At 73.0% G+C, this 25,713-nt stretch carries 30 protein-coding genes; 18 read left to right on the top strand and 12 right to left on the bottom strand.

Annotation, left to right across the window (positions count from 1 at the left end; translation table 11 throughout):
• Positions 1 to 41: 41 nt before the first annotated feature.
• A complete protein-coding gene (locus K8U61_RS03320; protein WP_224121540.1) occupies positions 42 to 1,379 on the bottom strand; it encodes a sensor histidine kinase in 1,338 nt (445 codons plus the stop codon).
• Positions 1,376 to 2,041, bottom strand: coding sequence for a response regulator transcription factor (locus K8U61_RS03315; protein ID WP_224121539.1), 666 nt, complete (start codon positions 2,039 to 2,041; stop codon positions 1,376 to 1,378). Before K8U61_RS03315 ends, K8U61_RS03320 begins: the two co-directional genes overlap by 4 nt.
• Positions 2,042 to 2,176: 135 nt before the next feature.
• Here K8U61_RS03315 and K8U61_RS03310 point away from each other — a divergent pair, with 135 nt between their 5' ends.
• From K8U61_RS03310 to K8U61_RS03290, 5 genes are read left to right on the top strand one after another with little or no spacing between them, the layout of a single operon-like run.
• Positions 2,177 to 3,625: a hypothetical protein gene (locus tag K8U61_RS03310; RefSeq protein ID WP_224121538.1), complete on the top strand. Its 1,449-nt coding sequence runs from the start codon at positions 2,177 to 2,179 to the stop codon at positions 3,623 to 3,625.
• A gap of 9 nt (positions 3,626 to 3,634) precedes the next feature.
• On the top strand, positions 3,635 to 4,564 hold the full coding sequence (locus K8U61_RS03305) for an alkaline phosphatase family protein (RefSeq protein WP_224121537.1): 930 nt from the start codon (positions 3,635 to 3,637) through the stop codon (positions 4,562 to 4,564).
• 45 nt (positions 4,565 to 4,609) lie between these two features.
• A complete protein-coding gene (locus K8U61_RS03300; RefSeq protein WP_224121536.1) occupies positions 4,610 to 5,359 on the top strand; it encodes a polyprenol monophosphomannose synthase in 750 nt (249 codons plus the stop codon).
• Positions 5,356 to 5,979: a DedA family protein gene (locus K8U61_RS03295; RefSeq protein WP_224121535.1), complete on the top strand. Its 624-nt coding sequence runs from the start codon at positions 5,356 to 5,358 to the stop codon at positions 5,977 to 5,979. The genes K8U61_RS03300 and K8U61_RS03295 overlap by 4 nt, the downstream gene beginning before the upstream one ends.
• 47 nt (positions 5,980 to 6,026) lie before the next feature.
• Positions 6,027 to 6,833 (top strand): COG4705 family protein, encoded by an 807-nt coding sequence (locus K8U61_RS03290; RefSeq protein ID WP_224121534.1) that lies wholly within the window; start codon positions 6,027 to 6,029, stop codon positions 6,831 to 6,833.
• Here the strand turns inward: K8U61_RS03290 and K8U61_RS03285 are convergent.
• Both K8U61_RS03285 and K8U61_RS03280 read right to left on the bottom strand, forming a co-directional pair.
• The gene (locus K8U61_RS03285) at positions 6,823 to 7,935 is read right to left on the bottom strand and encodes a glycosyltransferase family 4 protein (protein WP_224121533.1); all 1,113 of its coding nucleotides are present in this window, start codon (positions 7,933 to 7,935) and stop codon (positions 6,823 to 6,825) included. The genes K8U61_RS03290 and K8U61_RS03285 overlap by 11 nt on opposite strands.
• On the bottom strand, positions 7,935 to 8,984 hold the full coding sequence (locus K8U61_RS03280; RefSeq protein WP_224121532.1) for a lysylphosphatidylglycerol synthase domain-containing protein: 1,050 nt from the start codon (positions 8,982 to 8,984) through the stop codon (positions 7,935 to 7,937). The genes K8U61_RS03285 and K8U61_RS03280 overlap by 1 nt, the downstream gene beginning before the upstream one ends.
• Positions 8,985 to 9,088: 104 nt before the next feature.
• Between K8U61_RS03280 and K8U61_RS03275 the strand changes: the two genes are divergently transcribed.
• From K8U61_RS03275 to K8U61_RS03265, 3 genes are read left to right on the top strand one after another with little or no spacing between them, the layout of a single operon-like run.
• Positions 9,089 to 10,096, top strand: a complete 1,008-nt coding sequence (locus K8U61_RS03275) for a phosphatase PAP2 family protein (protein WP_224121531.1) — start codon at positions 9,089 to 9,091, stop codon at positions 10,094 to 10,096.
• On the top strand, positions 10,084 to 10,377 hold the full coding sequence (locus tag K8U61_RS03270) for a hypothetical protein (RefSeq protein WP_224121530.1): 294 nt from the start codon (positions 10,084 to 10,086) through the stop codon (positions 10,375 to 10,377). Before K8U61_RS03275 ends, K8U61_RS03270 begins: the two co-directional genes overlap by 13 nt.
• Positions 10,374 to 11,207 carry a PIG-L deacetylase family protein gene (locus K8U61_RS03265; protein ID WP_224121529.1) on the top strand — a complete coding sequence of 278 codons (834 nt, stop codon included), beginning with the start codon at positions 10,374 to 10,376 and terminating at the stop codon, positions 11,205 to 11,207. The genes K8U61_RS03270 and K8U61_RS03265 overlap by 4 nt, the downstream gene beginning before the upstream one ends.
• A 27-nt stretch (positions 11,208 to 11,234) precedes the next feature.
• Here K8U61_RS03265 and K8U61_RS03260 read toward each other — a convergent pair whose 3' ends face one another.
• Positions 11,235 to 11,765 (bottom strand): GNAT family N-acetyltransferase, encoded by a 531-nt coding sequence (locus tag K8U61_RS03260; protein ID WP_224121528.1) that lies wholly within the window; start codon positions 11,763 to 11,765, stop codon positions 11,235 to 11,237.
• A 156-nt stretch (positions 11,766 to 11,921) separates the two neighbouring features.
• The gene (locus K8U61_RS03255) at positions 11,922 to 13,487 is read right to left on the bottom strand and encodes an ABC-F family ATP-binding cassette domain-containing protein (protein ID WP_224121527.1); all 1,566 of its coding nucleotides are present in this window, start codon (positions 13,485 to 13,487) and stop codon (positions 11,922 to 11,924) included.
• Positions 13,488 to 13,690: 203 nt separating this feature from the next.
• Here K8U61_RS03255 and serA point away from each other — a divergent pair, with 203 nt between their 5' ends.
• Genes serA through K8U61_RS03240 form a run of 3 tightly spaced genes read left to right on the top strand, consistent with a single transcriptional unit; the run spans position 13,691 to position 17,395 of the window.
• Complete coding sequence (serA, locus tag K8U61_RS03250; protein WP_224121526.1) at positions 13,691 to 15,277, top strand: phosphoglycerate dehydrogenase; 1,587 nt, start codon at positions 13,691 to 13,693, stop codon at positions 15,275 to 15,277.
• Positions 15,278 to 15,329: 52 nt separating this feature from the next.
• Positions 15,330 to 16,556, top strand: a complete 1,227-nt coding sequence (locus K8U61_RS03245) for a glucose-1-phosphate adenylyltransferase family protein (protein WP_224121525.1) — start codon at positions 15,330 to 15,332, stop codon at positions 16,554 to 16,556.
• 17 nt (positions 16,557 to 16,573) lie between these two features.
• Complete coding sequence (locus tag K8U61_RS03240) at positions 16,574 to 17,395, top strand: arylamine N-acetyltransferase family protein (protein WP_224121524.1); 822 nt, start codon at positions 16,574 to 16,576, stop codon at positions 17,393 to 17,395.
• Here the strand turns inward: K8U61_RS03240 and K8U61_RS03235 are convergent.
• Together K8U61_RS03235 and K8U61_RS03230 are read right to left on the bottom strand one after the other, a co-directional pair.
• The gene (locus tag K8U61_RS03235) at positions 17,392 to 17,688 is read right to left on the bottom strand and encodes a putative quinol monooxygenase (RefSeq protein WP_224121523.1); all 297 of its coding nucleotides are present in this window, start codon (positions 17,686 to 17,688) and stop codon (positions 17,392 to 17,394) included. The genes K8U61_RS03240 and K8U61_RS03235 overlap by 4 nt on opposite strands.
• A 177-nt stretch (positions 17,689 to 17,865) precedes the next feature.
• Positions 17,866 to 18,198 carry a hypothetical protein gene (locus K8U61_RS03230; protein ID WP_224121522.1) on the bottom strand — a complete coding sequence of 111 codons (333 nt, stop codon included), beginning with the start codon at positions 18,196 to 18,198 and terminating at the stop codon, positions 17,866 to 17,868.
• Positions 18,199 to 18,315: 117 nt separating this feature from the next.
• Between K8U61_RS03230 and K8U61_RS03225 the strand changes: the two genes are divergently transcribed.
• Complete coding sequence (locus K8U61_RS03225; RefSeq protein WP_224121521.1) at positions 18,316 to 18,753, top strand: hotdog fold thioesterase; 438 nt, start codon at positions 18,316 to 18,318, stop codon at positions 18,751 to 18,753.
• A gap of 55 nt (positions 18,754 to 18,808) precedes the next feature.
• A complete protein-coding gene (locus tag K8U61_RS03220; RefSeq protein ID WP_224121520.1) occupies positions 18,809 to 19,624 on the top strand; it encodes a hypothetical protein in 816 nt (271 codons plus the stop codon).
• On the opposite strand, the gene K8U61_RS03215 is transcribed toward K8U61_RS03220, so the two are convergent.
• Positions 19,621 to 20,163, bottom strand: a complete 543-nt coding sequence (locus K8U61_RS03215; protein WP_224121519.1) for a dihydrofolate reductase family protein — start codon at positions 20,161 to 20,163, stop codon at positions 19,621 to 19,623. The genes K8U61_RS03220 and K8U61_RS03215 overlap by 4 nt on opposite strands.
• 1 nt (position 20,164) lies before the next feature.
• Positions 20,165 to 21,010 (bottom strand): LysR family transcriptional regulator, encoded by an 846-nt coding sequence (locus K8U61_RS03210; RefSeq protein ID WP_224121518.1) that lies wholly within the window; start codon positions 21,008 to 21,010, stop codon positions 20,165 to 20,167.
• A gap of 101 nt (positions 21,011 to 21,111) precedes the next feature.
• On the opposite strand from K8U61_RS03210, the gene K8U61_RS03205 reads away from it, so the two are divergent.
• Complete coding sequence (locus tag K8U61_RS03205) at positions 21,112 to 21,846, top strand: SDR family oxidoreductase (RefSeq protein WP_224121517.1); 735 nt, start codon at positions 21,112 to 21,114, stop codon at positions 21,844 to 21,846.
• Between the two features lie 3 nt (positions 21,847 to 21,849).
• Here K8U61_RS03205 and K8U61_RS03200 read toward each other — a convergent pair whose 3' ends face one another.
• Positions 21,850 to 22,356 (bottom strand): MarR family winged helix-turn-helix transcriptional regulator, encoded by a 507-nt coding sequence (locus tag K8U61_RS03200; protein WP_224121516.1) that lies wholly within the window; start codon positions 22,354 to 22,356, stop codon positions 21,850 to 21,852.
• Between the two features lie 114 nt (positions 22,357 to 22,470).
• Here K8U61_RS03200 and K8U61_RS03195 point away from each other — a divergent pair, with 114 nt between their 5' ends.
• Complete coding sequence (locus K8U61_RS03195) at positions 22,471 to 23,427, top strand: NADP-dependent oxidoreductase (RefSeq protein ID WP_224121515.1); 957 nt, start codon at positions 22,471 to 22,473, stop codon at positions 23,425 to 23,427.
• A 24-nt stretch (positions 23,428 to 23,451) separates the two neighbouring features.
• Entirely contained in the window at positions 23,452 to 23,922 is a 471-nt protein-coding gene (locus K8U61_RS03190; RefSeq protein ID WP_224121514.1) for a tRNA (cytidine(34)-2'-O)-methyltransferase, read from the top strand.
• Positions 23,923 to 23,927: 5 nt separating this feature from the next.
• On the opposite strand, the gene K8U61_RS03185 is transcribed toward K8U61_RS03190, so the two are convergent.
• A complete protein-coding gene (locus K8U61_RS03185; protein ID WP_224121513.1) occupies positions 23,928 to 24,305 on the bottom strand; it encodes a winged helix-turn-helix transcriptional regulator in 378 nt (125 codons plus the stop codon).
• Between the two features lie 100 nt (positions 24,306 to 24,405).
• Here K8U61_RS03185 and K8U61_RS03180 point away from each other — a divergent pair, with 100 nt between their 5' ends.
• Both K8U61_RS03180 and K8U61_RS03175 read left to right on the top strand, forming a co-directional pair.
• Positions 24,406 to 24,771 (top strand): DoxX family protein, encoded by a 366-nt coding sequence (locus tag K8U61_RS03180; protein WP_224121512.1) that lies wholly within the window; start codon positions 24,406 to 24,408, stop codon positions 24,769 to 24,771.
• 84 nt (positions 24,772 to 24,855) lie between these two features.
• Positions 24,856 to 25,689 (top strand): SCO6745 family protein, encoded by an 834-nt coding sequence (locus K8U61_RS03175; RefSeq protein ID WP_224121511.1) that lies wholly within the window; start codon positions 24,856 to 24,858, stop codon positions 25,687 to 25,689.
• Positions 25,690 to 25,713 lie beyond the last annotated feature (24 nt).

The following is a 25,713-nucleotide window of genomic DNA, read 5'->3' as shown; positions in this document are numbered from 1 at the left end:
AGGGTTCCTGCACAGAACCTGACCGCGGCGGCGCTCGAGGGTCAGGCGCGCGGGAGGCTGACCGTGAACCGGGCGCCCTGGTCGTGGCTCGTGACGTCGACGCTGCCGCCCACGGACCTCGCCACCCGTCGGGCGATGCCCAGCCCGAGGCCGGTGCCGCCGCCGCCCGAGGCACCGACGGAGAACAACGTGTCGCGCAGGGCGGGGTCGATCCCGGCCCCGTCGTCCGCGACCGAGACCTCGACCGATGTCGCGGTGTCGACGGCACCGAGGCGGACCGTCGTCCGGGCGTGGGCGGCGGCGTTGTCGACGAGGGGCGCGAGCATCCGCAGGACCAGCTCGGGTGGCGCCGCGATCCGGCCCTCCGCCCCGTCGGTCTCGTCGACGAAGGTCAGGTGCGCCGGGACCAGGGCGCGCACCGCGTCGACCACGTCGCCCACGTAGCTGGTGGAGGCCAAGCCGGCCGACGCCCGGTCGCGGGCGACGTCGACGAGGGTCGTGATCACCTCGGACATGACCCGGGCGGAGGCGGCGATCTGCTCGAGCTCGTCGCGGGTCGCCGGGTCCTCGACCCCCCGCAGGAGGGCCAGGTCGGCCGAGCCCTGGATGGCCGTGAGCGGGGTGCGGAGCTCGTGGGCGAGCTCGGAGGTCAGCCGCTGCTCGGAGCGGATCGCCATCGCCACCCGGTCCAGCAGGCCGTCGAGGGTCGCGCCGAGCTGGGCGAGCTCGTTGTCGGCCTGGCCGAGCTCGAAGCGGTGGGACAGGTCGTGCTCGCTCCAGTCGGTCGCGCGCTCGGCCATCCGGGTCACCGGCCGCAGTGCCTGCGAGGTCACGCGGTTGGCGATGCCGGCGGAGATCGCGATGACGAGCACGCCGATCCCGATGGTCGCGAAGAGCGCGTACATCTCGGCGCGCTCGTACGGCGTCGTCTCCTGGCTGACGACCACGACGCCGTGCTGGCCGGTGGCGGTCGTGAACGGCACCGCGCGCAGCCGCACCTCGTCGTTGACGTCCACGTTGCGGGCGGTGGTCGTGGTGGCGAGGTCGTCGGCCCGGTCCCGGGCCTCGTGCTCGATGGTGCCCGCGACGAGCGTCCCGTCCCCGTCGTAGACGCGGACCCCGGGCTCGAGAAGGGCATCGGGGACCTCGAGCCGGGGTCCGTCCTCCGAGCTCGCGTCGATCGCGGCGACCACCGCGGTGGCGCGGTCGTCCAGGACGCTGTCGATGTCGCGCTGGGCGGTGAACGCCAGCAGGATCTGCACACCGACCCCGACCACCAGCATGACGGCGGTCATGAGCAGCACCGTCGAGACGACGATCTGTCCCCGGAAGGACTTCGGGGTCAGCCGGCGCCGGGCCGCCCGGACCAGCCTCCTCACCTGAGGGTGAACCCCACGCCACGGACGGTCTGGAGGTGGACCGGCGACCCGACCTGGTCGAGCTTGGTGCGGATCCGGCGTACGTAGGAGTCGATGGTGTTCTCGCTGACCATCGCGCCGTCGGGCCACGCGGCTGCGACGACCGCGCGGCGGCGGACGACCTCGCCGGGCCGGGACGTGATCGCGGCCAGCATCCGGAACTCGGTGGGGGTGAGCAGCACCTCCTGATCGTGGCAGACCAGGGCGTGTCGTGCGGGGTCCAGGAGCAGGTCGCCCGGCGACTCGGCGACGACGATGCGTCCCCGCTTGGCGAGCGCCTCGACCCGCGCGATCAGCTCCTTGATGTCGAAGGGCTTCGGCAGGTAGTCGTCCGCGCCGGCGCTGAAGCCGGCCAGCTTGTCGTGCATGGTGCCCAGGGCGGTGAGGAAGATGACCGGTGCCGGCTGGCCGGCCGAGCGCAGCGCCTGGCACACGTCGCGGCCGTCGGCGTCGGGCAGACCGATGTCGAGGACCACGACGTCGATGGCGTCGTCCTCGGCGAAGAGCCGGATCGCCTCGCGGCCGTCGTGGGCGACGACCGCGGTGTGCCCGGCGAGGTCGAGTGCGGCGAGCACGATCCGCCGGATCGCCGGGTCGTCCTCGCAGAGCGCGATCTTCGCCATGGTCCTTCCCTCCCGGTGCGCCGGTCGGTCGGCGCTGGGTCCAGCGTGGGGCAGCGAACCTGCAACGTACCTGACAGCCGGCGGCCCCTGGCGGCGGTCAGGTCCGTTGCAGGTCGCCGGCCGCACCGTGGTCGCGTGACCGTCCTGACCCGACCCGCGGCCGCGCCGGCCGCGGACACCGGCAGCCGGTCGTGGTGGGTGTGGCCGGCCCTGCTGGCGGCCGGGGCCGGACTGGCGCGGCTCCCGTTCCTGGGGATGCCGCTGGCGCCCGACGAGGGCGGCTACCTCGTCGTCGCCGACCAGTGGCATCCCGGCACCTCGACGTACGGCGACTACTTCGTCGACCGGCCGCCGCTGCTCATCGGCCTCTTCCGCCTCGCCGACCTGCTCGGCGGAGCGGTGCCGCTCCGCCTCATCGGCATCGTCGCCGTCGTCGCGTCCGTGCTCCTCGCCGGTCGGCTGGGGGGCCGATGGGCGGCCGCGGTCGCCGCGATCCTCCTGACCACGCCGCTCTTCGGGACGACGACGGTGGACGGCGAGCTGCTGGCCGTCCCGTTCGTGCTGGCCGGTGCCGTGCTGCTGGTGCGGTCGAACCGGCCGGCGGCCGCGGCCGGTGCCGGCGTGTGCGCGGCGTGCGCGGTCCTGATCAAGCAGAACATGCTGGACGTGCTGGTCCTCGCGGCCGTGCTGCTCGCCGAGCTGGCCCTCCGCGGTCGTCGTCGCGAGGCACTCGAGCGGCTGGCCGCGTTCGCCCTGGGCGTCGGGGTCACCGTCGGGCTCGCCCTGGGGGTCGCGTCCGCTCGGGGGACGAGCCCGGGGGAGCTCTGGGACGCGCTGGTCACCTTCCGGGCGCAGGCGGCGTCCGTGATCGACGCCTACGCCAACGACGCCACCACGCACCGCTTCCACGAGCTGCTGCTCGCCACCGCCGTCTCCGGTGCGCCACTGGTCGTCGCCGGGGCGCTGGTGGCGGCCCGTCGACCGCGCCGCGGCCCGGACCTGCGCTGGGCCGGGATCGCGATGGTCGCGTGGGAGCTCACCGGCGCGGCGCTCGGCGGCAGCTACTGGCTCCACTACCTGGTCGCCCTCGTGCCGGGGGTCGTCGTCCTGGTCGCCGCCACCGTGCCGGAGAACCGGTACGACGGCCTGCCCCCGGGTCCTCGGAGCCAGCTGCTCCGATGGGCCGTCGGCGTGTCCGCCCTGACCGCGGCGGTCGCCTGGGCGTTCCTGTGCCTCCACGTGCCGGGCCCCGGCTCGGACCAGGAGGTGTCGGCGTACGTGCGCGCACACGCCCGTGCCGGCGACACGATGGTGGTGGCGTTCGGCCACCCGAACATCGTCCACGACGCCGGTCTCCCGAGCCCCTACCCGCACCTGTGGAGCCTCTCCGTCCGGGTCCGCGACCCACGCCTCGCCGATCTCGCGTCCGTCCTCGACGGCCCGCGTGCGCCGCGGTGGGTGGTGGTCGATGGTGGATCCTTGGCAACGTGGGGGGTCGAGGAGGCCACCGGACAGCGGGCGCTGGACCAGCACTACCGCGAGGTCACCAGCTCGGGTGACTGGCACGTCTTCGAACGGATCTGAGGTGGATCGATGACCATCCCCCGACGTCGGCCCCCTGGTCTCGTCGCGATCGCGACCGCGGCCGCGGTGCTCGTGCTCGCGTCCTGCTCCGGAGCGTCGGACGCTCCGACGCCGGACCCCACGCCCGGCCGGTCGTCGGCGTCCTCCTCCGCGAGCGCGCAGTCGGGCCAGGTGCAGAAGCTCGTGACCTTCATCGTCGAGAACAAGACGTTCGAGCAGATGCGCACGCAGATGCCCTGGACGACCGGGATCGCGGAGAAGTACGGCTACACCACGGACTACCACGCACTCACGCATCCGTCCCTGCCCAACTACCTGGCGATCGCCGGCGGATCGCTCTTCGGGGTGGCCGACGACGACCCGCCGTCGGCCCACCCCGTATCCGGGCCGAGCATCTTCGGGAGCGCGCTCGACGCGGGCAGCACCGCCACGCTGTACGCCGACGCCATGCACGGCACGTGCGAGCTCGAGCCGGACGGCCGGTACGGCGTCAAGCACAACCCGTGGGCCTACTTCGTCGACGAGCGGGCCGCGTGCGCGCAGCACGACGTCCCCCTCGACCAGCTCTCCGCCGACATCCGTGCCGGCGCGCTGCCGGCCGTCGGCATGGTCATCCCCGATCTCTGCAACGACGCCCACGACTGCCCGCTCTCGGTCGCGGACGCGTGGCTGGAGCGCGTGGCGGGTGAGATGATGACCGGCCCCGACTGGCGGTCCGGGCACCTCGCGATCGTCATCACCGCCGACGAGGACGACCGCACGGGCGACAACAAGATCCTCACCGTGGTCGCCCACCCGGGCCTCGACCACGCGGTCGTGTCCGCGCCGCTCGACCACTACTCGCTCGGCCGGTCCTACGCCGAGGTCGGCGGGTTCGACCCGCTCCGCGCGTCCCGCACGGCGACGTCGCTTCTGACTGCGTTCGGGCTGCACGGCTGACCGGCAGTCAGGTCCCTTGCAGGGGAGCCGCCGCACGCTCGGTGCATGGACCTGATCGTCATCCCCACCTACGAGGAGCGAGCCTCCATCGGTCCGCTCCTGGACCGCATCCAGGCCGTCCCCGACCTGGACCGCTTCCGGGTCCTCGTGGTGGACGACGCCAGCCCGGACGGCACCCCCGACGTCGTCCGGGCGCACGCGTCGTACGGCGACCGGGTCCTGCTCCTCGAGCGCGGCGGCAAGGACGGCCTGGGTGCCGCCTACCGCGCGGGCTTCGCCTGGGCGCGTGAGCACGGCGCGGGCATCGTCGTGCAGATGGACGCCGACGGCTCGCACCAGCCCGAGTCGGTGCCGGCGCTCGTCGTCGCGCTCGAGGACGCCGATCTCGCGATCGGCTCCCGGTACGTCGCCGGTGGTCGCACGGTCGACTGGCCCTGGCACCGCCGGCTGGTCTCGCGGGTCGGCAACGCCTACGTCCGTCTCGTCCTGGGGCTGCCGGTCCACGACTGCACCGCGGGCTTCCGGGCCTACCGGTCCGACGCCCTCGCCCGGATCGCCACGAGCGGGACCGAGGCCGACGGCTACTCCTTCCAGATCGAGACGACCTGGCGGGCGACCCGCCTCGGGCTGCGCATCGCCGAGGTCCCGATCACCTTCGTCGAGCGCCGTGAGGGGGCCTCGAAGATGACCGCGGCGATCGTGCGCGAGGCGCTGTGGCGGGTGCTGACGTGGCGGTTCCGGTCGACGCCGACCGCGGCCGACCTGGCGTCACCGCGGCGGCGGATCGCCGCATGAGCGGCGCCATCGACTCGCTGCTGACCTCGCTCGGACCGCTCGCCGTCCTCATCGTCGCCGCGATCGTCTTCGCCGAGAGCGGCATCCTCGCCGGCTTCTTCCTGCCCGGTGACTCCCTGCTCTTCACCACCGGCCTGCTCGTCGCCCATGGCACGATCGGCGTCCCGATCTGGGTGGTCGCCCCGGTCGTCGCCGCGGCCGCCGTCGCGGGCGACCAGGTCGGCTACCTGATCGGGCGCCGCGCGGGGCCGAGGGTCCTCAGCCGGCCGTCGTCGCGCCTGCTCACGCCCGCGCACCTCGAGCGGGCCGCCACCTTCTTCGACCGGCACGGTCCACGCGCCGTGGTCCTGGCCCGCTTCGTCCCGGTGGCCCGCACCTTCACCCCGGTCGCCGCCGGTGCCGGGCGGATGCCCTACCCCACCTTCGTGACCTTCAACGTGATCGGTGGGGTCGCGTGGACCGTCCTCATGCTCGCTGCGGGCTACCTGCTCGGCGGCGTCGCCCTGGTGAGCCAGCACATCGAGCTCATCACCCTCGGCGTGGTCGCCGTCTCGCTGCTGCCCGCCGCCGTGTCGGTGGTCCGTGGCCGGGCCCGCGGACCCCGGGTGCCGCAGCACTGACCGGACCGGTCAGGTTGTCGGCAGGTTCGCGCCCCCATCCTCCCCGCATGCAGAATCGCGCCTTCGTCTCGCCCAAGGTTCCCGAGGTCTTCCTCGTCTTCTGGGCCATCAAGCTGCTCACCACCGGGATCGGTGAGACCGCCGCCGACTTCATGGGCACCCACAGCATCCCGGTCGCCGGTGTCGTCGGCGTGGGCGGCTTCTTCGCGGCGCTGTGGTGGCAGCTGCGCGCCGAGACCTATCACCCCGTGCGCTACTGGGTGACCGTGCTGATGGTCGCCGTCTTCGGCACCATGATCGCCGACGGACCGCACGTGGCCCTCGGTACGCCGTACTGGTTCGACGCGATCGTCTACCTCGTCCTCCTCTGCGGCCTCCTCACCTGGTGGTACCGCAGCGAGGGCACCCTGTCGGTGCACTCGATCGTCACCGCTCGCCGGGAGCGCTTCTACTGGGGCACCGTGCTGATGACCTTCGGGCTCGGCACCGCGCTCGGGGACGCGGCGGCGATCAATGCCGGCCTCGGCTTCGGGTGGTCGATCGTGCTCTTCGGCGCGGCGATCCTGGTGCCGCTCGGGATCTGGCGGCTCGGTGCGCCCGCGGTCGGCTGCTTCTGGGCGTCGTACGCCCTCACCCGGCCGCTCGGCGCCAGCGTCGCGGACTTCCTGGCCGCCAAGCCGTCCGGCGGCGGGCTGGGCTGGGGCACCGGCCCGGTCACCGCGATCGGCCTGGCGATCTTCGCCGCGCTCGTCGCGTACGTCGCGGTCACCCATTCCGACGAGGAGGGGGCGCACCGGCGGACGCACGAGCTGCCGGGCGACCCGGAGCCCGAGACGGAGTCGCTCAGGTCGTGACGAGCCGGGGTGCGGTGCGCCGGCGCACCGCACCGGCCAGCCTCGCGGCCCGGAGGTAGAGCTCGTCGGTCCGCGCGCCGGCCGCCGCCCAGTCGTGCTCCACGGGGGTGCCGGCGTTGTGGGCGGCGATCGCCTCGCGCAGACCCCGGTCGGTCACCATCCGGCTGATCGCGGCCACCATCGCGACGTCGTCCCGGGCGAGGAGCCCCTCCCGGCCGTGCCGCACGAACTCGCCCACTCCCGCGTGGGCGGAGGCGACGACCGGGAGGCCCACGGCGCGGGCCTCGAGCGCGGCGATGCCGAAGGACTCCAGCTCGGCGGGCGCGACGAAGCAGTCCGCGCGGTCGAGCCGGTCGCGGACCTCGGACCGGTCGAGACGGCCGGGCAGGTCCACCCAGTCGGCCATGCCGTGCCGGCGTACGTAGCGCGTGAACGCCTCGTGCTGCGGACCGTCACCGACGACGACGGCCCGGATCGGCGTCTCGGCCGGCACCGCCTCGCGGACGGCGCGGAGCATCCTGGCCAGCGGCAGGGCGCGCTTCGTCCGGGTGAAGCGCATGACGCTCACCAGCGTCACGGGGTCGGTGCCGGACCGGACGGAACGAGCCGTCCAGCGGGCCGGATCGACCGCGTTGGGGAGCACGGCGACGTCGGTGTCGGGGCCGAGCATCTCGCGCAACGGCCGTGCCGCGGCGTCGCTGACCGCCGACCACACCATCGGCCAGCGGTCGAGGGCGAGCAGCGTCCTCGCCACGGCCGGCAGCGGGCCGAGCCGGCTCCACATCGAGTGCACCGTCACGAGTGTCGGGAGGCCCGACCGGCAGGCCCGCCGGGCCGCCTGGGTGGCGAACGGCGAGAAGACCGAGACGTGGACGTGCACCACGTCGGGGCGCCACGAGTCGATCAGCGCCGCCAGCTCCGAGCCGCCGCCGACGCGGACGACCCAGTCGTCATCTTCTTCCGTGTCCGGCGTCTGCGGGGTCACGGTGACCACGCGCGCGTCGAGGCCGGCCTCCCGCTGCCGCGTGACGAGGTCGTGCAGGTGGACCTCGATGCCGCCCAGCCGCGGCAGGTAGCAGTCGGTCACGTGCAGGACGCGCATCAGACCACCGCCCCGGTCGCGCGACCCCGCTGGGTCCAGAGCCAACCGGCGAGGATCGTCCCGCCCACCGGGATCTCGATCACGAACGTCAGGGCGCGGTAGAGCACCACCCCCAGTGCGACGCCCACCGACGACCCCGGGAAGGCCGCCAGCACGGCGATCAGGCCGACCTCCACCACGCCCGCGCCGCCCGGCGTGAGGCCGGCCAGGGTGAGCAGTCGCTCGACCGCGAACCCGGCGGCGACCGCTCCGAGCGGGAGCGCGGCGCCGGCGGCCGTGAGGCAGCCGAGCAGGAGCGCGAAGAGCAGCGCCGAGTAGAGGGCCATGCCCAGGCTCAGCCTCGGCCACTGGGTGCGCACGACCTGGCTGGCCTCGGCCTGCAGACGCACGAGGGCGGCCCGGCACGAGCGGGGTCGGAGCCACCTTCCGAGGAGCCGGTCGACCGCCGACCCGGTCCGCTCGGCGGCCCGCGGCGAGGCGATCGTCGCCAGGGCGACGGCGGTCAGGACGGCGAGCACGCCGGCGGCGATCGCCGCGGCCGGGGCGATCGTGGGCCCGATCGAGGACGCGGCCACGAGGAGAGCGGGCAGCGCGAGGACCGGGATCAGCAGCTTGGCCAGGACGTCCCACACGTTGGTCACGACCGTGTAGGCGCTGAACTCCGGGCCGCCGTGCCCCCACGCCCGGCTCATCCGGTAGTTGAGGGCGATGCCGGCGGCACCGCCCAGCGGCAGGACGTTCGCGACCGCGCTGCCGGTCAGGCTCAGGGTGAGCGCTCGACGATGGGTCAGCCCCGGCATGGCCGCCGTGAGCGTGATGGTGTGGGCCAGCAGCCCGACCAGCCAGAGGACGAGCAGCGCTGCGAGCCAGGGGATCGGCACCTGCCCGGCGGCGGTCGCGACCGCCGCCCAGCTGGCCCCGGTCAGGCCCGGTACGGCGACCGCCGTCAGGCCGACCCCGGCGGCCACGCCCAGCAGGTACCGCCACCGCCGGGGCGCACGGGTGGGCGGCTCCGGCGTACCGGTCTCGGGGGCGAGGAGCGCAGTCACGCGGGAAGGGTTGCCAGCGGCACCTGCAACCCACCTGACTGCGCGGAGCGGAGCCCGGGCCGGGAGTCAGGTTGTCGACAGGTTCGGGGCGGCACCCTGCGGCCATGACGTCGAGGTCGGCCTGGCTGCTGCGCCTGGGCGCACTCGTGGTCGTCTTCGGCGCGGTCACGCTGTGGCGTTCCCACGCGGTCGGCATCGGACTGCGCGACCCCGGAGGTCAGTACCTGGTGGGCAAGATGGCCATCAGCGTCGGCGTCTTCGCCGTGCTGGTCGTCGTCGACGCTGTCGTGCGGACCCACCGCGACGGCCGCAGCGTCCGCAGCGGTCGCGAGGTCGTGCGCACCGCTCGGCGGCGGTGGACCGCGCGGCGCCTCGGGCTCGCCTGGGCCGCGCTCGTCTGCTACCACCTCGTCTACTTCTGCTACCACAACCTCAAGAGCTGGGACGTGCTCAACGCCCCGCGCGACGCGCTGCTCGCCCGCGTCGACCAGTGGCTCTTCCTCGGCCACACCCCGGCGGTGCTGCTGCACGACGTGCTCGGCGAGGGGGTCGCCGCGTGGGTGCTGATCGGGGTCTACGAGTCCTTCCCGACGCTGGTGACCGTCTCCTTCGTCGCCGCGGTCGTCCTCGCCGACCGGGTGCGGGAGGGCGCGGTCTTCATCGCGGCGATGTGCTGGGCGTGGGTCCTCGGCACGGTGTCCTACTACGCGATCCCGTCGCTGGGCCCGTTCCACGAGAGCCCCCAGGACTTCGCCGGTCTGCCCGTCAGCATCGTGACGCGCACCCAGGCGCTCTACCTGGCGCAGCGCGACGACCTGCTCGCCGACCCGGCCGCACACGACGCGTTCGCCCAGATCTCGGCGTTCGCCAGCCTGCACGTGGCCATCACGACGGTCATCGTTCTGATGGCGGCCTACTACCGGCTACGTCGCACCACCATCGTCCTGTCGGTGTTCCTCGTCGGCACGCTGGTCGCGACCGTCTACCTCGGCTGGCACTTCGCCGTCGACGACCTCGCCGGTCTGGCGATCGGCGCCGTCGCCGTCGTCCTCGGCCGGCTGACCATCGACCCGCGGCGCAACCCGGTGGGACGCCCGACGTGCGCCGCCTGATCGCGCTCGCGCTCACGTGCGCCCTGGTGGCGGTCGCCGTGCTGCGCTCGCACCCGCTCGCGCTCGCCCTGCTGGTGGCGCTCGCCGCCCTCGCCGGACTGCTGATCGCGATCGGCGGACGGGTCCGCAGCCGGGACGTGGTGCGCCTTCCGGTGGCCGCGGCCGTCGTGGTCACCGCCCTGGTCGGGATCGGCCAGCTCGGGCTGCTCGGGCTCGGCATCGGACTGGTCCTGCTCTGCCTGGTGCCGTCGTTCGTCCCCCACACCGGGGACCGCCGATGACCAGCGCGCGCCCCGGTCCCTTCACGGTCGTCTCCTTCCACGCCCATCCCGACGACGAGGCGCTGCTGACCGCGGGGACGCTGGCGCGTCTCGCCGCCGAGGGGCACCGGGTCGTGTTGGTGACCGCGACCGCGGGCGAGGCGGGGCTGACCGGGCACGGCTGGTCCGGCGCGGGGCTCGGCGCGCGGCGGCTCCGCGAGCTCGAGGAGTCCGCCCGCGCGATCGGGGCGGCCCGGGTCGAGTGCCTCGACTACCGCGACTCCGGTTGGGGCGCCCCGGGACCGGTGGACCCCGGCTCGTTCAGCGAGCTCGCGACCGAGCCCGTCGCGCAGCGGCTCGCCGCGCTGCTGCGGGAGGAGGACGCCGACGTGCTGACGACGTACGACGCGGCCGGCGGCTACGGCCATCCGGACCACGTGCAGGTGCACCGCGTCGGTGCCCGTGCCGCCGAGATCGCGGGCACGCCGCTGCTGCTCGAGGCGACGCTCGACCGCACGCACCTCGTCGGCGCGGTCGGACTGCTCCGACGACTGTCGCGGCTCCTCCCCGTGCCGGAGCTGCCCGACGTGCGCGCGGCGTACACCCCGCGCAGCGAGCTCACCCACCGCGTCGACGTCCGCGCCCACCTGGCAGCCAAGGAGGCCGCGCTGGGCGCCCACGTCAGCCAGGCCGCCGGAGCGCGCGTGGGGGACACCCGCACGCTGGCCCTCCTCCTGCGGCTGCCTCGCCCGGTCGGGCGGCTCGTCCTCGGCCACGAGTGGTTCCGCGAGGTCGGGCGGCGCCCGGGCACGCCGCTGCTCGACGACGTCCTCGCCACGCTGCGTGGATGAGCCGTGCCGTCCGTGGCCACGAGGACGCTAGTGCTGCGCCGCCCACTCCTCGGCGGTCATCACGAAGCACCGGGACGGCTCCTCGTACCAGGTGTGCACGACGCCGTGGTCGGTCATCCCGATCCGCCGCATCACCGCGATCGACGGGTCGTTGTTCGTGTGCGACACCGCGATGATCTCGGGCAGCCCGCCGGCGAACCCGTGGCCGAGCACCGCCCGCGCCGCCTCGCTCGCGTAGCCGCGGCCCCACGAGTCGGGGTGTAGGTGCCAGCCGATCTCGACCTCGCCGTGCTCGTCGTTGGGCAGCGTCAGCAGCGCCGTGGTGCCGACGACGACGCCGTCCTCGACGCGCTCGATCGCCCACTGGCCGCGGGGCGGGTCGTCCTTGGCGGCGTACTTGTCGATGCGCGCCCGCGCCTCGTCGAGGGTCTTCATCAGCACCGGCTCACCGTCGCCGAGCCACTGCATGACCTCCATGCGGCTCTGGATGTCGAGCATCCGCGGGGCCTCGTCGTGCCGCCACGGCCGGATCAGCAGGCGTTCGGTCTCGAGATGCACCTCGCCACCCTGGCAGGCTCCGATGAGTCCCCGCACCTGGATAAGTCGGGCGCGCAACCGGGCGGGTGCGGCATTCACCGGTGCACCGGTGAATGCCGCACTTCTCAGGCGTTGCAACGCCTGAGAAGTGACAGGGAAGCCTGAGAAGTACGGCGGTCAGGCCCCGTGCGCCGGGTCGCCCGCCTCCGGCCCGAGGTCGACGATCCGGTCCACCCCGATGTCGTCGAGGAACGCCGGGTCGTGGCTGACCACGACGAGCGCCCCCCGATAGGACTCCAGCGCCGAGACGAGCGCGTCGTACGACGCGAAGTCGAGGTTGTTGGTCGGCTCGTCGAGGAGCAGCAGCTGCGGCGCCGGGTCGGCCAGCAGCAGTGCCGCCAGGGTCGCGCGGAAGCGCTCGCCGCCGGACAGGTCGCCGACCCGCCGGTCGGCCGCCGAGCCCCGGAAGAGGAAGCGGGCCAGTCGGGCGCGGACCGTGTTGGCGTCGGCGCCGGGAGCCCGGCGGGCGACGTTGCCGACCACCGTGTCCTCGTCGTCGAGCACGTCGAGCCGCTGGGGGAGGAAAGCGACCGGCACCAGCGCCTCACCGGCGAGCGCGCGCAGGAGCGTGGTCTTGCCCGACCCGTTCGGGCCGACCACGCCGATCCGGTCCGGGCCGTTGACCGAGAGCGCGTCGGTCGCCAGCACGACCCGGCCGCGCGGCACCTCGGTGCCGGGGAGGTCGACCCGGATCTCCCGGTCCTCGCGCAGCCGCGCCTCGGCGTCGTCGAGCCGTCCGCGGGCCTGGTCGACGCGGTCGTCCTGGACCCGTCGGTAGCGCGCCGCCGACTCCTCGGCCTGCTGCCGCTTGGCGTTGATCGCCGCCTTGCCGAGCCCCGTGGTCAGCTCGGCCTTCTTGGCGGTACGGCGACGCTGGGCGAGCTGCCGCTCGGCCTCGACCCGCTCGTTGCGCTGCTTGCGCAGGTCGGCCCTCGCCGTCACCACGGCCTGTCGCGCGGCCTGCTGCTCGTCGGCGACCTGGGCTGCGTACGACGAGTAGCCGCCGCCGTACCAGCGGACCGACCCGCCGCGCAGGTCGCCGATCCGGTCCATTCGCTCGAGCAGGTCGCGGTCGTGACTGACCACCAGCAGCGACCGGGTCCAGCCGTCGACGACGTCGTAGAGGCGCTGCCGGGCGTCGGCGTCGAGGTTGTTGGTCGGCTCGTCGAGCAGCAGCACCTCGGGCCGGCGCAGCAGCAGCCGGGCCAGCCCGAGCTGGGTGACCTCGCCGCCGGACAGCTCGCCGAGCCGCCGGTCGAGGACGTCGGCGGGCAGGCCGAGCCGGGCCAGCTCGGCGACCGCGCGCTCGTCGACGTCCCAGTCGTCGCCGATCGTGTCGAGGTGCTCAGCCATCTCCGCCGGCTCGACGTCGCCCGCCTCGACGGCCCGGACCGCACGGCGTACGCCGCCGATCCCGAGGAAGTCCTCGACCGGCTCGGCGACGTCGAGGGTGAGGTCCTGCGGCAGGTAGCCGACCTCGCCGGCGACGGAGAGGTGGCCGGCGGTCGGGCGCAGGACGCCCGCCACCAGCCGGAGGAGGGTGGACTTCCCGGCGCCGTTGACGCCGACCAGTCCGGAGCGGCCGGGGCTGACCAGGAGGTCGAGGTCGTCGAGGACCTGAGTGCCGTCGGGCCAGGCGAAGCCGAGGCCGGACGCGCTGATGACAGAGGTGGATGCGGGCATGCGGAAGCTCCAGAAGTGAGGTGGTGGTCAGGGACACCTCAGAGCTCCAACGGGGCCTGCCTCGGTCTCGGCGATGGGACGCCGTCGAGGGTAGGTCGGCCGTGCCGGCGGACGCCACCGGATTACGGACCTCGCTCGGGTACAGTCGTGCGGAGCACAGCGTCGTGCAGCCCCTTACTCACCTGCTGTCGAGGACCCACGCTGTGAGCCTTCCCGTCGTTCTCATCGCCGAGGAGCTGAGCCCCGCCACCGTCGCGGCGCTCGGCCCCGACTTCGAGATCCGTCACTGCGACGGGGCCGACCGCGCCGCGCTGCTGGCGGCGGTCGCCGATGCGGACGCCCTGCTCGTGCGGTCGGCGACGCGGGTCGACCCCGAGGTGCTCGCCGCCGCCCGCCGCCTCAAGGTCGTGGCCCGCGCCGGGGTCGGTCTCGAGAACGTCGACGTCCGCGCCGCCACCCAGGCCGGCGTCATGGTCGTCAACGCGCCGACCTCCAACGCCGTCTCCGCCGCCGAGTACGCCGTCGCGCTGATGCTCGCCGCGGCGCGTCACGTCGCACCGGCCCACGCGGCGCTGCGCCGGGGCGAGTGGCGGGCGGCCCGTTTCACCGGCACCGAGCTCCACGGCAAGACCCTCGGCATCCTCGGCCTCGGCCGGATCGGGGTGCTGGTCGCCCAGCGCCTCGCGCCGTTCGGCATGCAGGTCATCGCCCACGACCCCTACGTGCAGGCGGGCCGGGCCGCGCAGCTCGGCGTACGCCTCGTCGACCTCGACACCCTGGTGGCCGAGTCCGACTTCATGTCGGTCCACCTGCCGCGCACGCCCGAGACCATCGGCCTGGTCGGCACCGCCCAGCTGGCCCGCGCCAAGCCCTCGCTGGTGCTCGTCAACGCGGCCCGCGGCGGGATCGTGGACGAGACGGCTCTCTACGCCGCGCTCAAGGAGGGGCGGATCGCGGCGGCCGGCCTCGACGTCTTCGCCGAGGAGCCGTGCACCGACAGCCCGCTGCTCCAGCTCGACAACGTCGTCGCGACGCCGCACCTCGGAGCGTCGACCCACGAGGCGCAGGAGAAGGCCGGCCTCGCCGTCGCCCGCTCGGTCCGGCTCGCGCTCTCCGGCGAGCTGGTGCCCGACGCCGTCAACGTGCAGGGTGGCGTGATCGCCGAGGACGTGCGCCCCGGCATCCCGCTCACCGAGAAGCTCGGCCGCGTCTTCACCGGCCTGGCGGGCGAGGTCGCCCAGCAGCTCGACGTCGAGGTGCGCGGTGAGATCACCGACTACGACGTCAAGGTGCTCGAGCTGGCGGCCCTCAAGGGCGTCTTCGCCGACATCGTCGAGGAGCAGGTCTCCTACGTGAACGCGCCCCTCCTCGCCGCCGAGCGCGGCACCGCCGTCCGCCTCGTCGTCGAGCCGGAGAGCCCCGACCACCGCAACCTGATCACGCTGCGCGGCACCCTCGGCGACGGCTCGCAGGTGTCGGTCAGCGGCACCCTCATCGGCATCAACCAGCGTGAGCGGCTGGTCGCCGTCAACGGCTTCGACGTCGACATCGAGCCCGCCGAGCACCTCGCCTTCTTCACCTACGGCGACCGACCGGGCATGGTCGGCACGGTCGGCGGGATCCTCGGCGACGCCGGGATCAACATCGCCGGCATGCAGGTCTCCCGGCAGGAGAAGGGCGGTCTCGCACTGGTGGCCCTCGCCGTCGACACCGCGATCCCGGCCGACGCGCTCGCCGACATCCAGCACGCCATCGACGCCTCCTCCGTGCGGGCCGTCAACCTCGCCTGATCCGGTTGCCTGCCGGCGTGTGCCCGACCCGCCGACCGGGCACGGGCAGGGGATGACTCGGTCCCATGTGCTCGCCCTCGTCCAGGCCGGCGGCGCCGGCGGGCGGATGGACGTCCTGACGCGGGAGCGCGCGAAGCCGACGCTGCCGTTCGCGGGAGTGTTCCAGCTCGTCGACTTCCCGCTCTCCAACCTCGCCAACAGCGGCATCAGCGACGTGTGGCTCTCGGTGCAGTTCCAGGGCGCCGGACTGGGGGAGGAGGTGGCCAACGGACGACCGTGGGACCTCGACCGCAACCGCGGCGGCCTCCGGCTGCTGATGCCGCAGGAGGGCACCGGAGCCACCGACGAGGAGGGCTTCGCGAAGGGCAACGCGGACGAGCTCTACCGCTTCCGCGACCAGGTCATGGCCGAGGCGCCCGAGGCGCTCGTCGTGATGAGTGCCGACCACGTCTACCGCTTCGACGTGATGGACGCGGTCGAGACGCACCGGCGCACCGGCGCGGAGTGCACGATCGTGGTCACCACGATCCCGGTCGAGGAGGCCGTCGACCACGCCACGGTCGTCGCCGACAACGACGGCCGGGTCACGGACTTCGCCTACAAGCCCGACGACCCGGAGACCGGGACGGTCGCGACCGAGATCTTCGTCTACGACCCCGACGTTCTCGTGCCCGTGCTGGAGGAGCTGCACCGCGAGCTCGGCGCGGAGGCCGAGGAGGGCGACACGGGCCTGGGCGACTACGGCGAGCACCTGGTCCCGCGGCTCGTCGAGCGGGGCCGCACCTTCGTCCACGAGATGCCCGGCTACTGGAAGGACCTCGGCCAGCCGCACAAGTACCTCGCCGCGCACCACGACGTCCTGACCGACGACCTCGACGTGCTCGGCGACCTCGACTGGCCGATCCTCAGCCACCAGAGCCAACGCCCCGCCGCGCGAGTGCTGGACGGCGCGGACGTGCACGACAGCCTGCTCAGCTCGGGCTCGTGCGTCAGCGGCACCGTGGTCCGGAGCGTGATCGGCCCGGGCGCGGTCGTCGAGGCGGGTGCGGTGGTGCGCGACAGCGTGGTCTTCCGCGACACCCGGATCCGGGCGGGCGCTCGGGTCGACTGGTCGGTCGTCGACCAGGACTGCGTGGTCGGGCCCGATGCCGTCGTCGGGTCACCGGACGTCGACGCCGATGACCCGGACGCGATCACCCTGATCGGTCGTGGTTCGACCGTCGGAGCGGGTGTCACCCTCCCGGCCGGCGCACGGCTCGAGCCTGGGTCGTCCGCCTGATCCGCTTGACTGTCCCCGTGGAGAACGAGTGGCGCACCGACCGGCTCGACCTCGAGGGCTACCTCGCGCGCGTCGGCGTACCCGCGCGTGAGCCGAGCGGGGCGGCGCTCGCCGAGCTGCACGAGGCGCACGTGCGGACCTTCACCTTCGACAACATCGACGTGCTGCTGGGGCAGCACCGCGGGGTGGCGATCGAGGACGTGTCGCAGAAGTTCGTCGGGCGCGGCCGGGGCGGCTACTGCTTCGAGCACAGCACGCTGCTCGCGGCGGCGCTGGAGCGGCTCGGGTACGACGTACGCCGCCACCTCGGGCGGGTCGGCGATCCGGCCGCCGGCACCCAGCAGGGTCGGACCCACATGGTGGTGGAGGTGACCGTCGACGGCCGGTCGGTGCTCTGCGACCCGGGCTTCGGGATGAGCCTGCTGCGTCCGATCGGGCTCGCCGACGGCGCGGAGGACGACTACCTCCCGGGCTGGCGCTACCGGATGACCCGCACCGACGAGGGCTGGGTGCTGAGCCGGATGGGTGCGGACGGCTGGGAGGTCGCGCACACCACCGACGACCTCGCCGTGAAGCCGGTCGACGTGGTGATGGCCCACCACTACACGAGCACGTTCCCGACCTCGCACTTCACGACGACGCTGATGCTCACCAAGCACCTGCCCGGCCGCCACATCACCGTCACCCACCGGACCCTGACGGTGCGGACCCCGGGGGAGCCGACCGAGCACCGACCGCTCCGCGACGGCGAGCTCGGCGACTGGCTGACCGCGCTCGAGGTGCCGTTGACCGGGGACGAGCGCGCCCGGCTGCTGACGGCGGTGGGGGGATTGGCCTAGAGGCTCTCGGTCGCGTCCCAGACGGTCCACTCGAGGTCGCGGGTGAGCGCGCCCCTCCCGACCAGGTCGAGCACGGCGGCGACCTCGGGCAGGAGGTTCTGCCGCTCCAGCGCCTGTCGGTCCTCGAACACCTCGTTGACCACGAACGTGTTCTGCTCCGACAGGCTGCGCAGGACGTCGAACTCCACCACGCCCGGCAGCTCGCGGCTGGGCGCCTCGACCGCGGCGATCAGTGCCGCCATCTCGTAGAGGTACTCCGGGCGTACCTGGACCTTGAACCTGGCGACGAGCATGGGACCTCCTTCAGTCCCCGCCACGGAAGGTAGCGCCGTACGCCGACCCCGGCCCGGTATCCCCCGACGGAACCACCTGAATTCGGGATCGCTCCCGCGGGCACAACCGCCCACGCACCTGACGAGATGGTCGCGAATCCGGCCGATCCACGACCATTCCGTCAGGTGCGGGAGGCGTCAGAGCTTGAAGAGGGAGACCACGATCAGCAGCGCCCGCGACACCGACTCCGGGTCGTGCAGGTCGCCGGGCTCCTCGAGCACCCGACGGGACCGGCTCCGGATCGCCTCGCCCTGGTCCGGGGCCACGAGGTCGGAGCAGAGCCCGTCGACGACCGCATCGGCGTCGTGGTCGTCGAGCCCGTCGAGCGCGAGCCCGTTGTGGAGCAGGCTCGCCGCCTCGAGGAAGATCTCCCGCGCGAGCTCCAGGTCCACCTCCGGCCGCTCCCGGGCGACGTCCTCGGCCACGCGCAGGAGACGGTCGTACGGCGGCGCGGTGATCGCTGGGTCCATGGTGGTCAGTCTTGGCGAGTCGGGGCCGCCCCGCCAACGGAGTTTCGAGGTCGCTGCCGGGAAGTGCGGTAGTTCCACGGCTGCGACCGTCGGGCTCGTACGGCGAGCATCGTCGGCATGGACACGACCACCACGATCTGGCGCACCACCCCCGACCTCGCCCAGTGCAACGAGCTGGCCGCCGGCTGCACCATCGGGCACGTCGGCATCGAGTTCACCGACGCCGGCCCGGACCACCTGACCGCCCGGATGCCGGTGGACCGACGCACCCGTCAGCCGTTCGGCATCCTGCACGGCGGGGCGTCGGTCCTGCTCGCCGAGACGCTCGTCAGCTTCGCCGCGACCCTCGCGGCCGAGCCCGGGAAGGCCTGCGTCGGTCTCGAGATCAACGCCAACCACCTGCGTCCGGTCAGCTCCGGCTGGGTCACCGGCACCGCCCGCCCGATCGCCCTCGGCCGGCGTACCCAGGTCTGGGAGGTCCGGATCGTCGACGACCTCGGCAAGCCCACCTGCGTGTCGCGGTGCACGATCGCGGTGGTCGAGCCGCAGAGCTGACGCCTACCCGATTCGAGCGATGCCCCGGTGGAGGCGTCGCCGGTGGGATGTCCGCATGCGCGATCGCTCGATGCTGCTCCTCAGCCTGCTCCTGATCGCGTGCGGGATCTCGGGCTGGACCCACGTCCCCGCCGCGGAGGCCGCCGGCGGGAGCTGGCCGTCGACGGCACCGACCCTGCCGGTGGAGGCCGCACAGACCGGAGGGGCGACCGCGGTCGACACCTCGCAGATCGTCGACCCGGACGACCCTGAGGCGCTGCGGTGGCACCACGCCGGGCACGCCGGTGTCGAGTACTGGGCGATCCCGCTGCAGGAAGGGCTCACCGCCCACTTCGACCTGACGCACGTCGAGGGAGCCGGGACCACGCGGATGTGCCTCCTGCCCTGGTGGACCAGTGACCAGAACATCGACGAGACCGACTGCCTCCTCGAGTCCGGTCCGGGCACCACCGCGATGTCCTACACGCCGTGGCGCGACGCCACCTTCTACGTCGCGGTCTGGGACGAGGCCTGCTGCGACATCGAGGACTGGGCCTACTCGCTGACCGCCCACAACGGCAAGGCCCGCACGAAGCTCAGGCTCGACGAGCCGACGGCGAAGGTGCACCGTGGCGACAAGGTCACGATCACCGGCCACCTGAGCGTCGTCAACGAGCAGCCGGTCCTGCTCCGGAGGCTCAAGTGGTGGCGCACGACCTCGTGGTTCAAGCCGTTCCGCACCGTCACCACCGACGCCTCCGGCGACTTCCGGTTCACCTACCACGTGCCGCGGAAGGGCAAGCACGCGCCGACGTTCAGCGCGAAGTTCAACGGTTCGATCGGCTACCAGGAGTCGGAGTCCGGACGGATCACCGTCCGCCTCGCCCGCTAGCGGCGAGCGCGGTGCTCGTAGACCATGCGGACCTGTGAGTCGCCGACCGTGTAGTCGATCAGCCGCAGCTCCAGCGGGTCGTAGTGGCCGCCGAAGAGCGGCCGACCGCTGCCGAGCAGGACGGGCACCACGTTGACGGTGAACCGGTCGACGGCCCGGGCCTCCAGGAACGACGCGACCAGGAGGCCGCCCCCGAAGAGCAGGCAGCGCTCGCCCGCCGTACGTCGGACGAGCGTGTCGGCGACCGGGTCGGTGCTGAAGACGACGTGCTCCTCGCCCGCGACCGGCTCGGGCGGCCGACTGGTCCCGACGAGGACCTCCTTGCCCAGCGGGCCGTAGTCGCGGTGCGCGCCCTCGTCGTAGCAGCGCCGCCCCATCACGACCACGTCGATCTCGTCGAGGAAGTCGTCGAAGGGGATCTGGTGCTCGGTGTCGAGGTCCGGGCTCGGCACCGGCTGGATCCACCCGTAGCCCCCGTCGTCGTCCGCGATGAAGCCGTCGAGGCTCATCGCGAGCCGCAGCCAGACGATGCCGGGCATCTCAGAGACGGCTCGCGGTGCGCACCAGCCCGGCGACGGCGGGCGAGGTGCTGTGCGGCGGCCACGCGATGACCGTGGTGACCTGCGGCGCGTCGGTGAGTGGTACGACGGCCAGCCCCTCGCGCACGCTGGCGCGGACCGACTCGGGCAGCACGATCGCCGCCCGGCCGAGCCGGATCAGCTGGAGGATCTGGGTCATGTCGCGCAGCTCCGGCCCCGGGCCGTCGGGGTAGGAGCCGTCGAGGTTCGGCCAGCGGGGGAGCGGCAGGTCGGGGATCGACGAGGCCTCCGCGACCGTCATCGAGGGGCGGGCGCTCGCGGCGTGGCCGGCGGGGAGGATCAGGACCTGCTCCTCGACCGCCAGCACGTCCATGTCGAAGCCGCTCAGGTCGTCGAACGGCCGGTGCAGGATCGCCACGTCCGCGCGCCCGTCGCGCAGCATCACCGCCTGGTGGCCCGGCGGGCTCAGCACCACGTCGACCTCGACGGCGTCCGGCTCGGCGGCGTAGGCGTCCAGCAGCTTGGCCATCAGCTCGCTCTGCGCGCCGGCCTTCGCGGTGAGCACCACCGACGCGCGGCCGCCGGCCGCCGCGGTCCGTCGGGTACGCCGCTCGGCGGCCTCGACCGCGGCGAGCGCGGTCCGGCCCTCGCGCAGCAGCGTCTCGCCGGCGCTGGTGAGCTCCACGCCGCGCGGCGTACGGACGAAGAGGTCGGCGCCGAGCCGGCGCTCGAGCTGCGCGATCGCGCGGGAGAGCGGGGGCTGGGCCATGCCGAGGCGCTCGGCCGCGCGGCCGACGTGCGACTCCTCGGCGACGGCGACGAAGTAGCGCAGCTCGCGGGTCTCCACGACGTCGACGGTACCCCTGACCTGGTGCCATACCCCCGCGGTATGGACACCGACCCGATCGGTCTTGGAACGCAGGGCGGTCGCCTGCCCACGATCGAGGCATGACAGACAGCACTGAGAACAAGAAGACAGCACTGGTCACCGGCGCCAACAAGGGCATCGGCTACGAGATCGCGGCAGGTCTGTCCCGGCTGGGCTTCCGGGTCGGTGTCGGCGCTCGCGACGCCGGCCGCCGCGAGGAGGCGGTGGCGAAGCTCCAGGCCGAGGGTCACGACGTGTTCGGTGTCCCGCTCGACGTCACCGACGACGCCAGTGTCGCCGCGGCCGCGGCGCAGCTCGAGCAGGAGGGCGGCCTCGACGTCCTGGTCAACAACGCCGCCATCACCGGCGGGATGCCGCAGGAGCCGACGAAGGTCACCGCCGAGCAGGTCCTCGGCGTGGTCGACACCAACGTCATCGGCGTCATCCGCGTCACCAACGCGATGCTTCCGCTGCTGCGCCGGTCGCCGTCGCCGCGCATCGTCAACGTCTCCAGCACGGTCGGCTCGCTGACCCTCCAGACCGCCCAGGCCGACGCGGTCGGCCCGATCTCCGCGGCGTACTCGCCGACGAAGAGCTACCTCAACGCGATCACCATCCAGTACGCCAAGGAGCTCGCGGGGACCAACGTGCTGATCAACGCCGGCTGCCCCGGCTACGTCGCCACGGACCTCAACAACTTCCAGGGCTTCCGTACGCCGGAGCAGGGCGCCGCGATCTTCCTCGAGCTCGCCACGCTGCCCGACGGCGGCCCGTCCGGCACGTTCCGCGACGAGACCGGCATCCAGCCCTGGTGACGGTCACCGTCGGCGGGACGAGGCCGACCGTGGCGGCAGGGCGCGCATGTGGACCAGCACCGGCTCGAGCAGGGTGGCGAGCGTGTCGACGTCGCCGCCGCTCAGGGTCGCGAACAGCAGCTCGCGCAGGACATCGACGTGGCCGGGCAAGGCGCGCGCCAGCCGCTGGCGTCCGGACTCGGTGATCGTCAGGGTCACGCCACGGTCGTCGTCGGGGGAAGGACTGCGCTCGACCCAGCCGGACTTCTCCATCTGGCCGGCCTGGTAGGTCAGGCCGCTGCGGCTGTAGACCACCTCGTCGGCGAGCTCGGTCATCCGCAGGCTGCCGGTGGGGGAGTCCAGGCCGAGCCGGGCCAGCACCTTGAACTGCACGTAGGTCAGGTCGGCCGACTGTCGCAGCTGCTGCTCGACCTTGTGGCGGAGCAGGCCGGCCACGTCCATGAGCGCGAAGTAGGCGCGGAGCTCGGTGTCGTCGAGGTCCAGGTCGGAGTAGGGCTCAGCGAAGGTCACCCCTCCAGCCTACGGGATTGTTTGGATTCGAAGCACTTGCTTCGGATTCGAAGTACGCCTATCGTCAGGAGTGCTTCGGATTCGAAGCATCTACACCGACAGAGGAGACCAGTCATGAACGCGACCATGAAGGCGATCCGCTTCCACGAGTACGGCGACCCCGAGGTGCTGCGCCTCGACGACGTCGAGGTCCCCGCGCCCGGCGAGGGCGAGGTCCGGGTGCGCGTCGCCGGCACCTCGTTCAACGGCGTCGACGCGAACATCCGGGCCGGCCGCATGCAGGGGCCGATGCCGATGGATCTGCCGCACACCCCGGGCCTCGACCTGGCTGGCACCGTCGACTCGGTCGGTTCGGGCGTGACCGGGGTGGAGGTCGGTGACCAGGTGATCGGGTTCCTGCCCTTCGGTGCCGACGGCGCCGCGGCCGAGTACGTGCTCGCCGATGCCACGAGCCTCGCTCCGGCCCCGACCACGATCCCGCTCTCCGACGCCGCCGCGCTGCCGCTGGTCGGACTGACGGCCTGGCAGGCGCTCTTCGAGCACGCCGACCTGCGGGCGAAGCAGCGGATCCTGGTCAACGGAGCCAGCGGTGCGGTCGGCGGCTACGCCGTCCAGCTGGCGAAGGCCGCGGGTGCGCACGTCATCGCGACCGCGAGCCCGCGCACGCGCGGGCAGGTCGAGAAGCAGGGAGCGGACGAGGTCGTCGACCACTCCGTGGGTGAGGTGGCCGACGCGATCACCGAGCCCGTCGACGTGCTGCTCAACGTGGCGCCGATCTCCCCTGAGCAGTTCGACACCCTGCTGGGCGTCGTCCGCGACGGTGGGGTCATCGTCAACACCACCGTGTGGATGCCGGCCCCGTCCGACGAGGTGCGCGGCGTGCGCGGCATCGATCTGTTCGTCCGCAGCGACGCCACGGAGCTGACGGAGCTGGCCGCGCGGGTCGACCGAGGTGAGCTCACCGTCGACATCGGGGAGCGAGTCCTGCTGTCCGACCTCACCTCGGTCCACAGGCGTGCTGCGGACGGCGTCCTCGCCGGCAAGGTCGTCGTCCTGCCGACAGTGGAGTGACGTGGGGTCCGGGATACTCGAGGGGTGTTCCACGTGATGTTCCTCGAGCCCCGGATCCCACCCAACACGGGCAACGCGATCCGGATGGTGGCCGGCACCGGAGCCACGCTGCACCTGGTCGAGCCGCTCGGCTTCGACCTCTCGGAGCCCCAGCTGAAGCGGGCCGGGCTCGACTACCACGACCTCGCCTCGGTGGTGGTGCAGCCCGATCTCGACACCGCGCTGGCGACCGAGTCGTTGGCGTCCTCGCGGGTCTTCGCGTTCACCGCCCACGCCACCCGCTGGTACACCGACGTCGAGTTCGAGCCCGGCGACGTCCTCCTCTTCGGCCCCGAACCCACCGGCCTGTCCGACGAGGTGCTCGCCCACCCGCGCGTCACCGACCGCCTCCGCATCCCGATGGTCGCCGGGCCGCGGTCGCTCAACCTCTCGAACTCGGCGGCCGTGGTGACCTACGAGGCCTGGCGCCAGCAGGGTTTCCCCGGCGCGCGGTAGTCGGACTAGGCGGTGCCCGTGTCGTACGTCGCCTGGCTCCGCTCGATCTCCGGGTTGTGGTCGATCGCCCAGTCGGCGAGGGCGACGGCGGGCTCGATGAGGGTGCGGCCGGTGGCGGTGAGCTCGTACTGGACCCGGGGCGGCACCTCGGCGTACACCGTCCGAGACACCAGGCCGTCGCGCTCGAGGTGGCGCACGGTTCGGGTCAGCATCCGCTGAGAGATGCCCGGGATTCGGCTCTGCAGCTCCGAGAACCGCAGCGGCGGGCCGTCCAGAGTGGCCACGACCAGCAGCGTCCACTTGTCGCCGATCCGGTCGAGGATGCCGCGAATCGCGCGGCCGCCGTCGCCGCGGATCTTGCACGACCGCTCGTAGGTCGACATCGGCCCCCCTCTCCATCAGGCACACGCGTGTGCCTTTTGTACGCCGCCCGACAGTTACCCATGATGGCGTCAGTTACTGAGAATAACCAAGGAGCCCTGCATGGAGATCGCGTACTGGATCGTCGCTGTTCTGCTCGCCGTCTTCTACCTGTACGCGGGAGCGATGAAGGTCGTGCGCAGTCAGGAGCAGCTGCAGCCGATGATGGGCTGGGCCGGCACCGACCTCCCGATGCCCGCGGTCCGCTTCATCGGTGTGGTCGAGGTCCTCGGCGCCCTCGGCCTGGTGCTGCCGCCGCTGACCGGAATCGCGGTCGGGCTGGCGATGGCCGCGGCCATCGGCCTCACCGTGCTCCAAGTGCTCGCCCTGCGGGTGCACCTGCGACGCGGCGAGCAGCGTGAGTCGTCGATGAACGCGGTGCTCGCCCTCCTCGCCGCCCTCGCGGCCTGGTTCGCGACCGCGCTCTGAGTGTCGTATCGCGGCCCGCTCGTTCGTCGTCCGGGTGAGAGGGTGCCCACGAGGGCGCCGTACGACGAACGAGGAGCCGACCCGATGCCGCACGTGGAGCCCGTCGCCCGACGGATGTTCGACCTCACCGAGCCGATCTGCCTGGTCAACTTCTTCTCCGACGAGCCCAACGAGGAGATGGCGGCGATCGGTCTGCCGCGCTACTGGGACGGCTACTTCGCCGGCCGCTCCGCACCCCTCGGCGTCGTCCCGGCCGAGGTGGTCGACGCGGCGTTCTACAACTTCGGCCCCGGCGAGGTCGCCCGCCACCTCCCGAAGGTGTGGGACACCACCACCCCCGAGGCCGCGCACGCCGCGCGCCAGCGAGGCTGCGTCGCCGCGCTCCGGCGGATCCTCGGAGACCTCGTCGAGACTCCCGGGCTCGTCCGCGCCGCCGACCTCCTCGCGAAGGCCGCGGTGAGCGCGCCGGTCGAGGGTCGCGTGATGTACGCCGGCCTCCGGTCGTTGCCGGTGCCCGAGGAGCCGGTCGCCCGCCTGTGGTTCGCCGCCAACATGCTCCGCGAGCACCGCGGCGACGGCCACATCGTCGCGCTGATGTCCGAGCGGGTCGCCGGCCTCGAGGCGCACGTGCTCCTGGCGCTGGACATGGGCATCCACCCGGCCGAGTCGTTCGGGCGCATCCACCACCTCCCGGAGCCCACCCTCGCCGCGCTCATGGCCGGGCTCCGCGACCGCGGCCTCGTCGACGCCGACGGTCGTTTCACCGACACCGGGCGAGCGACGAAGGACCGCGTCGAGGCGCTCACCGACGTGCTCGCGGAGGCGCCGTACGACGGCCTCGACGCCGACGAGCTGGACGAGCTGGTCGCGGCTCTCGAGCCGATCGCGAGCAGGCTCCGCCAGACCGGCTCGCAGTAGGCCCGCGCCGTCCAGGTCGGCACC

Source organism: Nocardioides mangrovi (assembly GCF_020073815.1).
Lineage (GTDB): Bacteria > Actinomycetota > Actinomycetes > Propionibacteriales > Nocardioidaceae > Nocardioides > Nocardioides mangrovi.
Note: the sequence above shows the minus strand (reverse complement) of the source record. Positions and strands in the feature narration are given on the sequence as shown.

Bases quoted from the DNA above. Each gene is read 5' to 3' on its own strand.
- K8U61_RS03315 (WP_224121539.1), bottom strand. From the start codon at position 2,041: ATGGCGAAGATCGCGCTCTGCGAGGACGACCCGGCGATCCGGCGGATC.
- K8U61_RS03305 (WP_224121537.1), top strand. From the start codon at position 3,635: ATGACCATCCCCCGACGTCGGCCCCCTGGTCTCGTCGCGATCGCGACC.
- K8U61_RS03300 (WP_224121536.1), top strand. From the start codon at position 4,610: ATGGACCTGATCGTCATCCCCACCTACGAGGAGCGAGCCTCCATCGGT.
- K8U61_RS03295 (WP_224121535.1), top strand. From the start codon at position 5,356: ATGAGCGGCGCCATCGACTCGCTGCTGACCTCGCTCGGACCGCTCGCC.
- K8U61_RS03290 (WP_224121534.1), top strand. From the start codon at position 6,027: ATGCAGAATCGCGCCTTCGTCTCGCCCAAGGTTCCCGAGGTCTTCCTC.
- K8U61_RS03285 (WP_224121533.1), bottom strand. From the start codon at position 7,935: ATGCGCGTCCTGCACGTGACCGACTGCTACCTGCCGCGGCTGGGCGGC.
- K8U61_RS03275 (WP_224121531.1), top strand. From the start codon at position 9,089: ATGACGTCGAGGTCGGCCTGGCTGCTGCGCCTGGGCGCACTCGTGGTC.
- K8U61_RS03265 (WP_224121529.1), top strand. From the start codon at position 10,374: ATGACCAGCGCGCGCCCCGGTCCCTTCACGGTCGTCTCCTTCCACGCC.
- K8U61_RS03255 (WP_224121527.1), bottom strand. From the start codon at position 13,487: ATGCCCGCATCCACCTCTGTCATCAGCGCGTCCGGCCTCGGCTTCGCC.
- K8U61_RS03245 (WP_224121525.1), top strand. From the start codon at position 15,330: ATGACTCGGTCCCATGTGCTCGCCCTCGTCCAGGCCGGCGGCGCCGGC.
- K8U61_RS03235 (WP_224121523.1), bottom strand. From the start codon at position 17,688: ATGCTCGTCGCCAGGTTCAAGGTCCAGGTACGCCCGGAGTACCTCTAC.
- K8U61_RS03230 (WP_224121522.1), bottom strand. From the start codon at position 18,198: ATGGACCCAGCGATCACCGCGCCGCCGTACGACCGTCTCCTGCGCGTG.
- K8U61_RS03225 (WP_224121521.1), top strand. From the start codon at position 18,316: ATGGACACGACCACCACGATCTGGCGCACCACCCCCGACCTCGCCCAG.
- K8U61_RS03220 (WP_224121520.1), top strand. From the start codon at position 18,809: ATGCGCGATCGCTCGATGCTGCTCCTCAGCCTGCTCCTGATCGCGTGC.
- K8U61_RS03215 (WP_224121519.1), bottom strand. From the start codon at position 20,163: ATGCCCGGCATCGTCTGGCTGCGGCTCGCGATGAGCCTCGACGGCTTC.
- K8U61_RS03205 (WP_224121517.1), top strand. From the start codon at position 21,112: ATGACAGACAGCACTGAGAACAAGAAGACAGCACTGGTCACCGGCGCC.
- K8U61_RS03195 (WP_224121515.1), top strand. From the start codon at position 22,471: ATGAACGCGACCATGAAGGCGATCCGCTTCCACGAGTACGGCGACCCC.
- K8U61_RS03185 (WP_224121513.1), bottom strand. From the start codon at position 24,305: ATGTCGACCTACGAGCGGTCGTGCAAGATCCGCGGCGACGGCGGCCGC.
- K8U61_RS03180 (WP_224121512.1), top strand. From the start codon at position 24,406: ATGGAGATCGCGTACTGGATCGTCGCTGTTCTGCTCGCCGTCTTCTAC.
- K8U61_RS03175 (WP_224121511.1), top strand. From the start codon at position 24,856: ATGCCGCACGTGGAGCCCGTCGCCCGACGGATGTTCGACCTCACCGAG.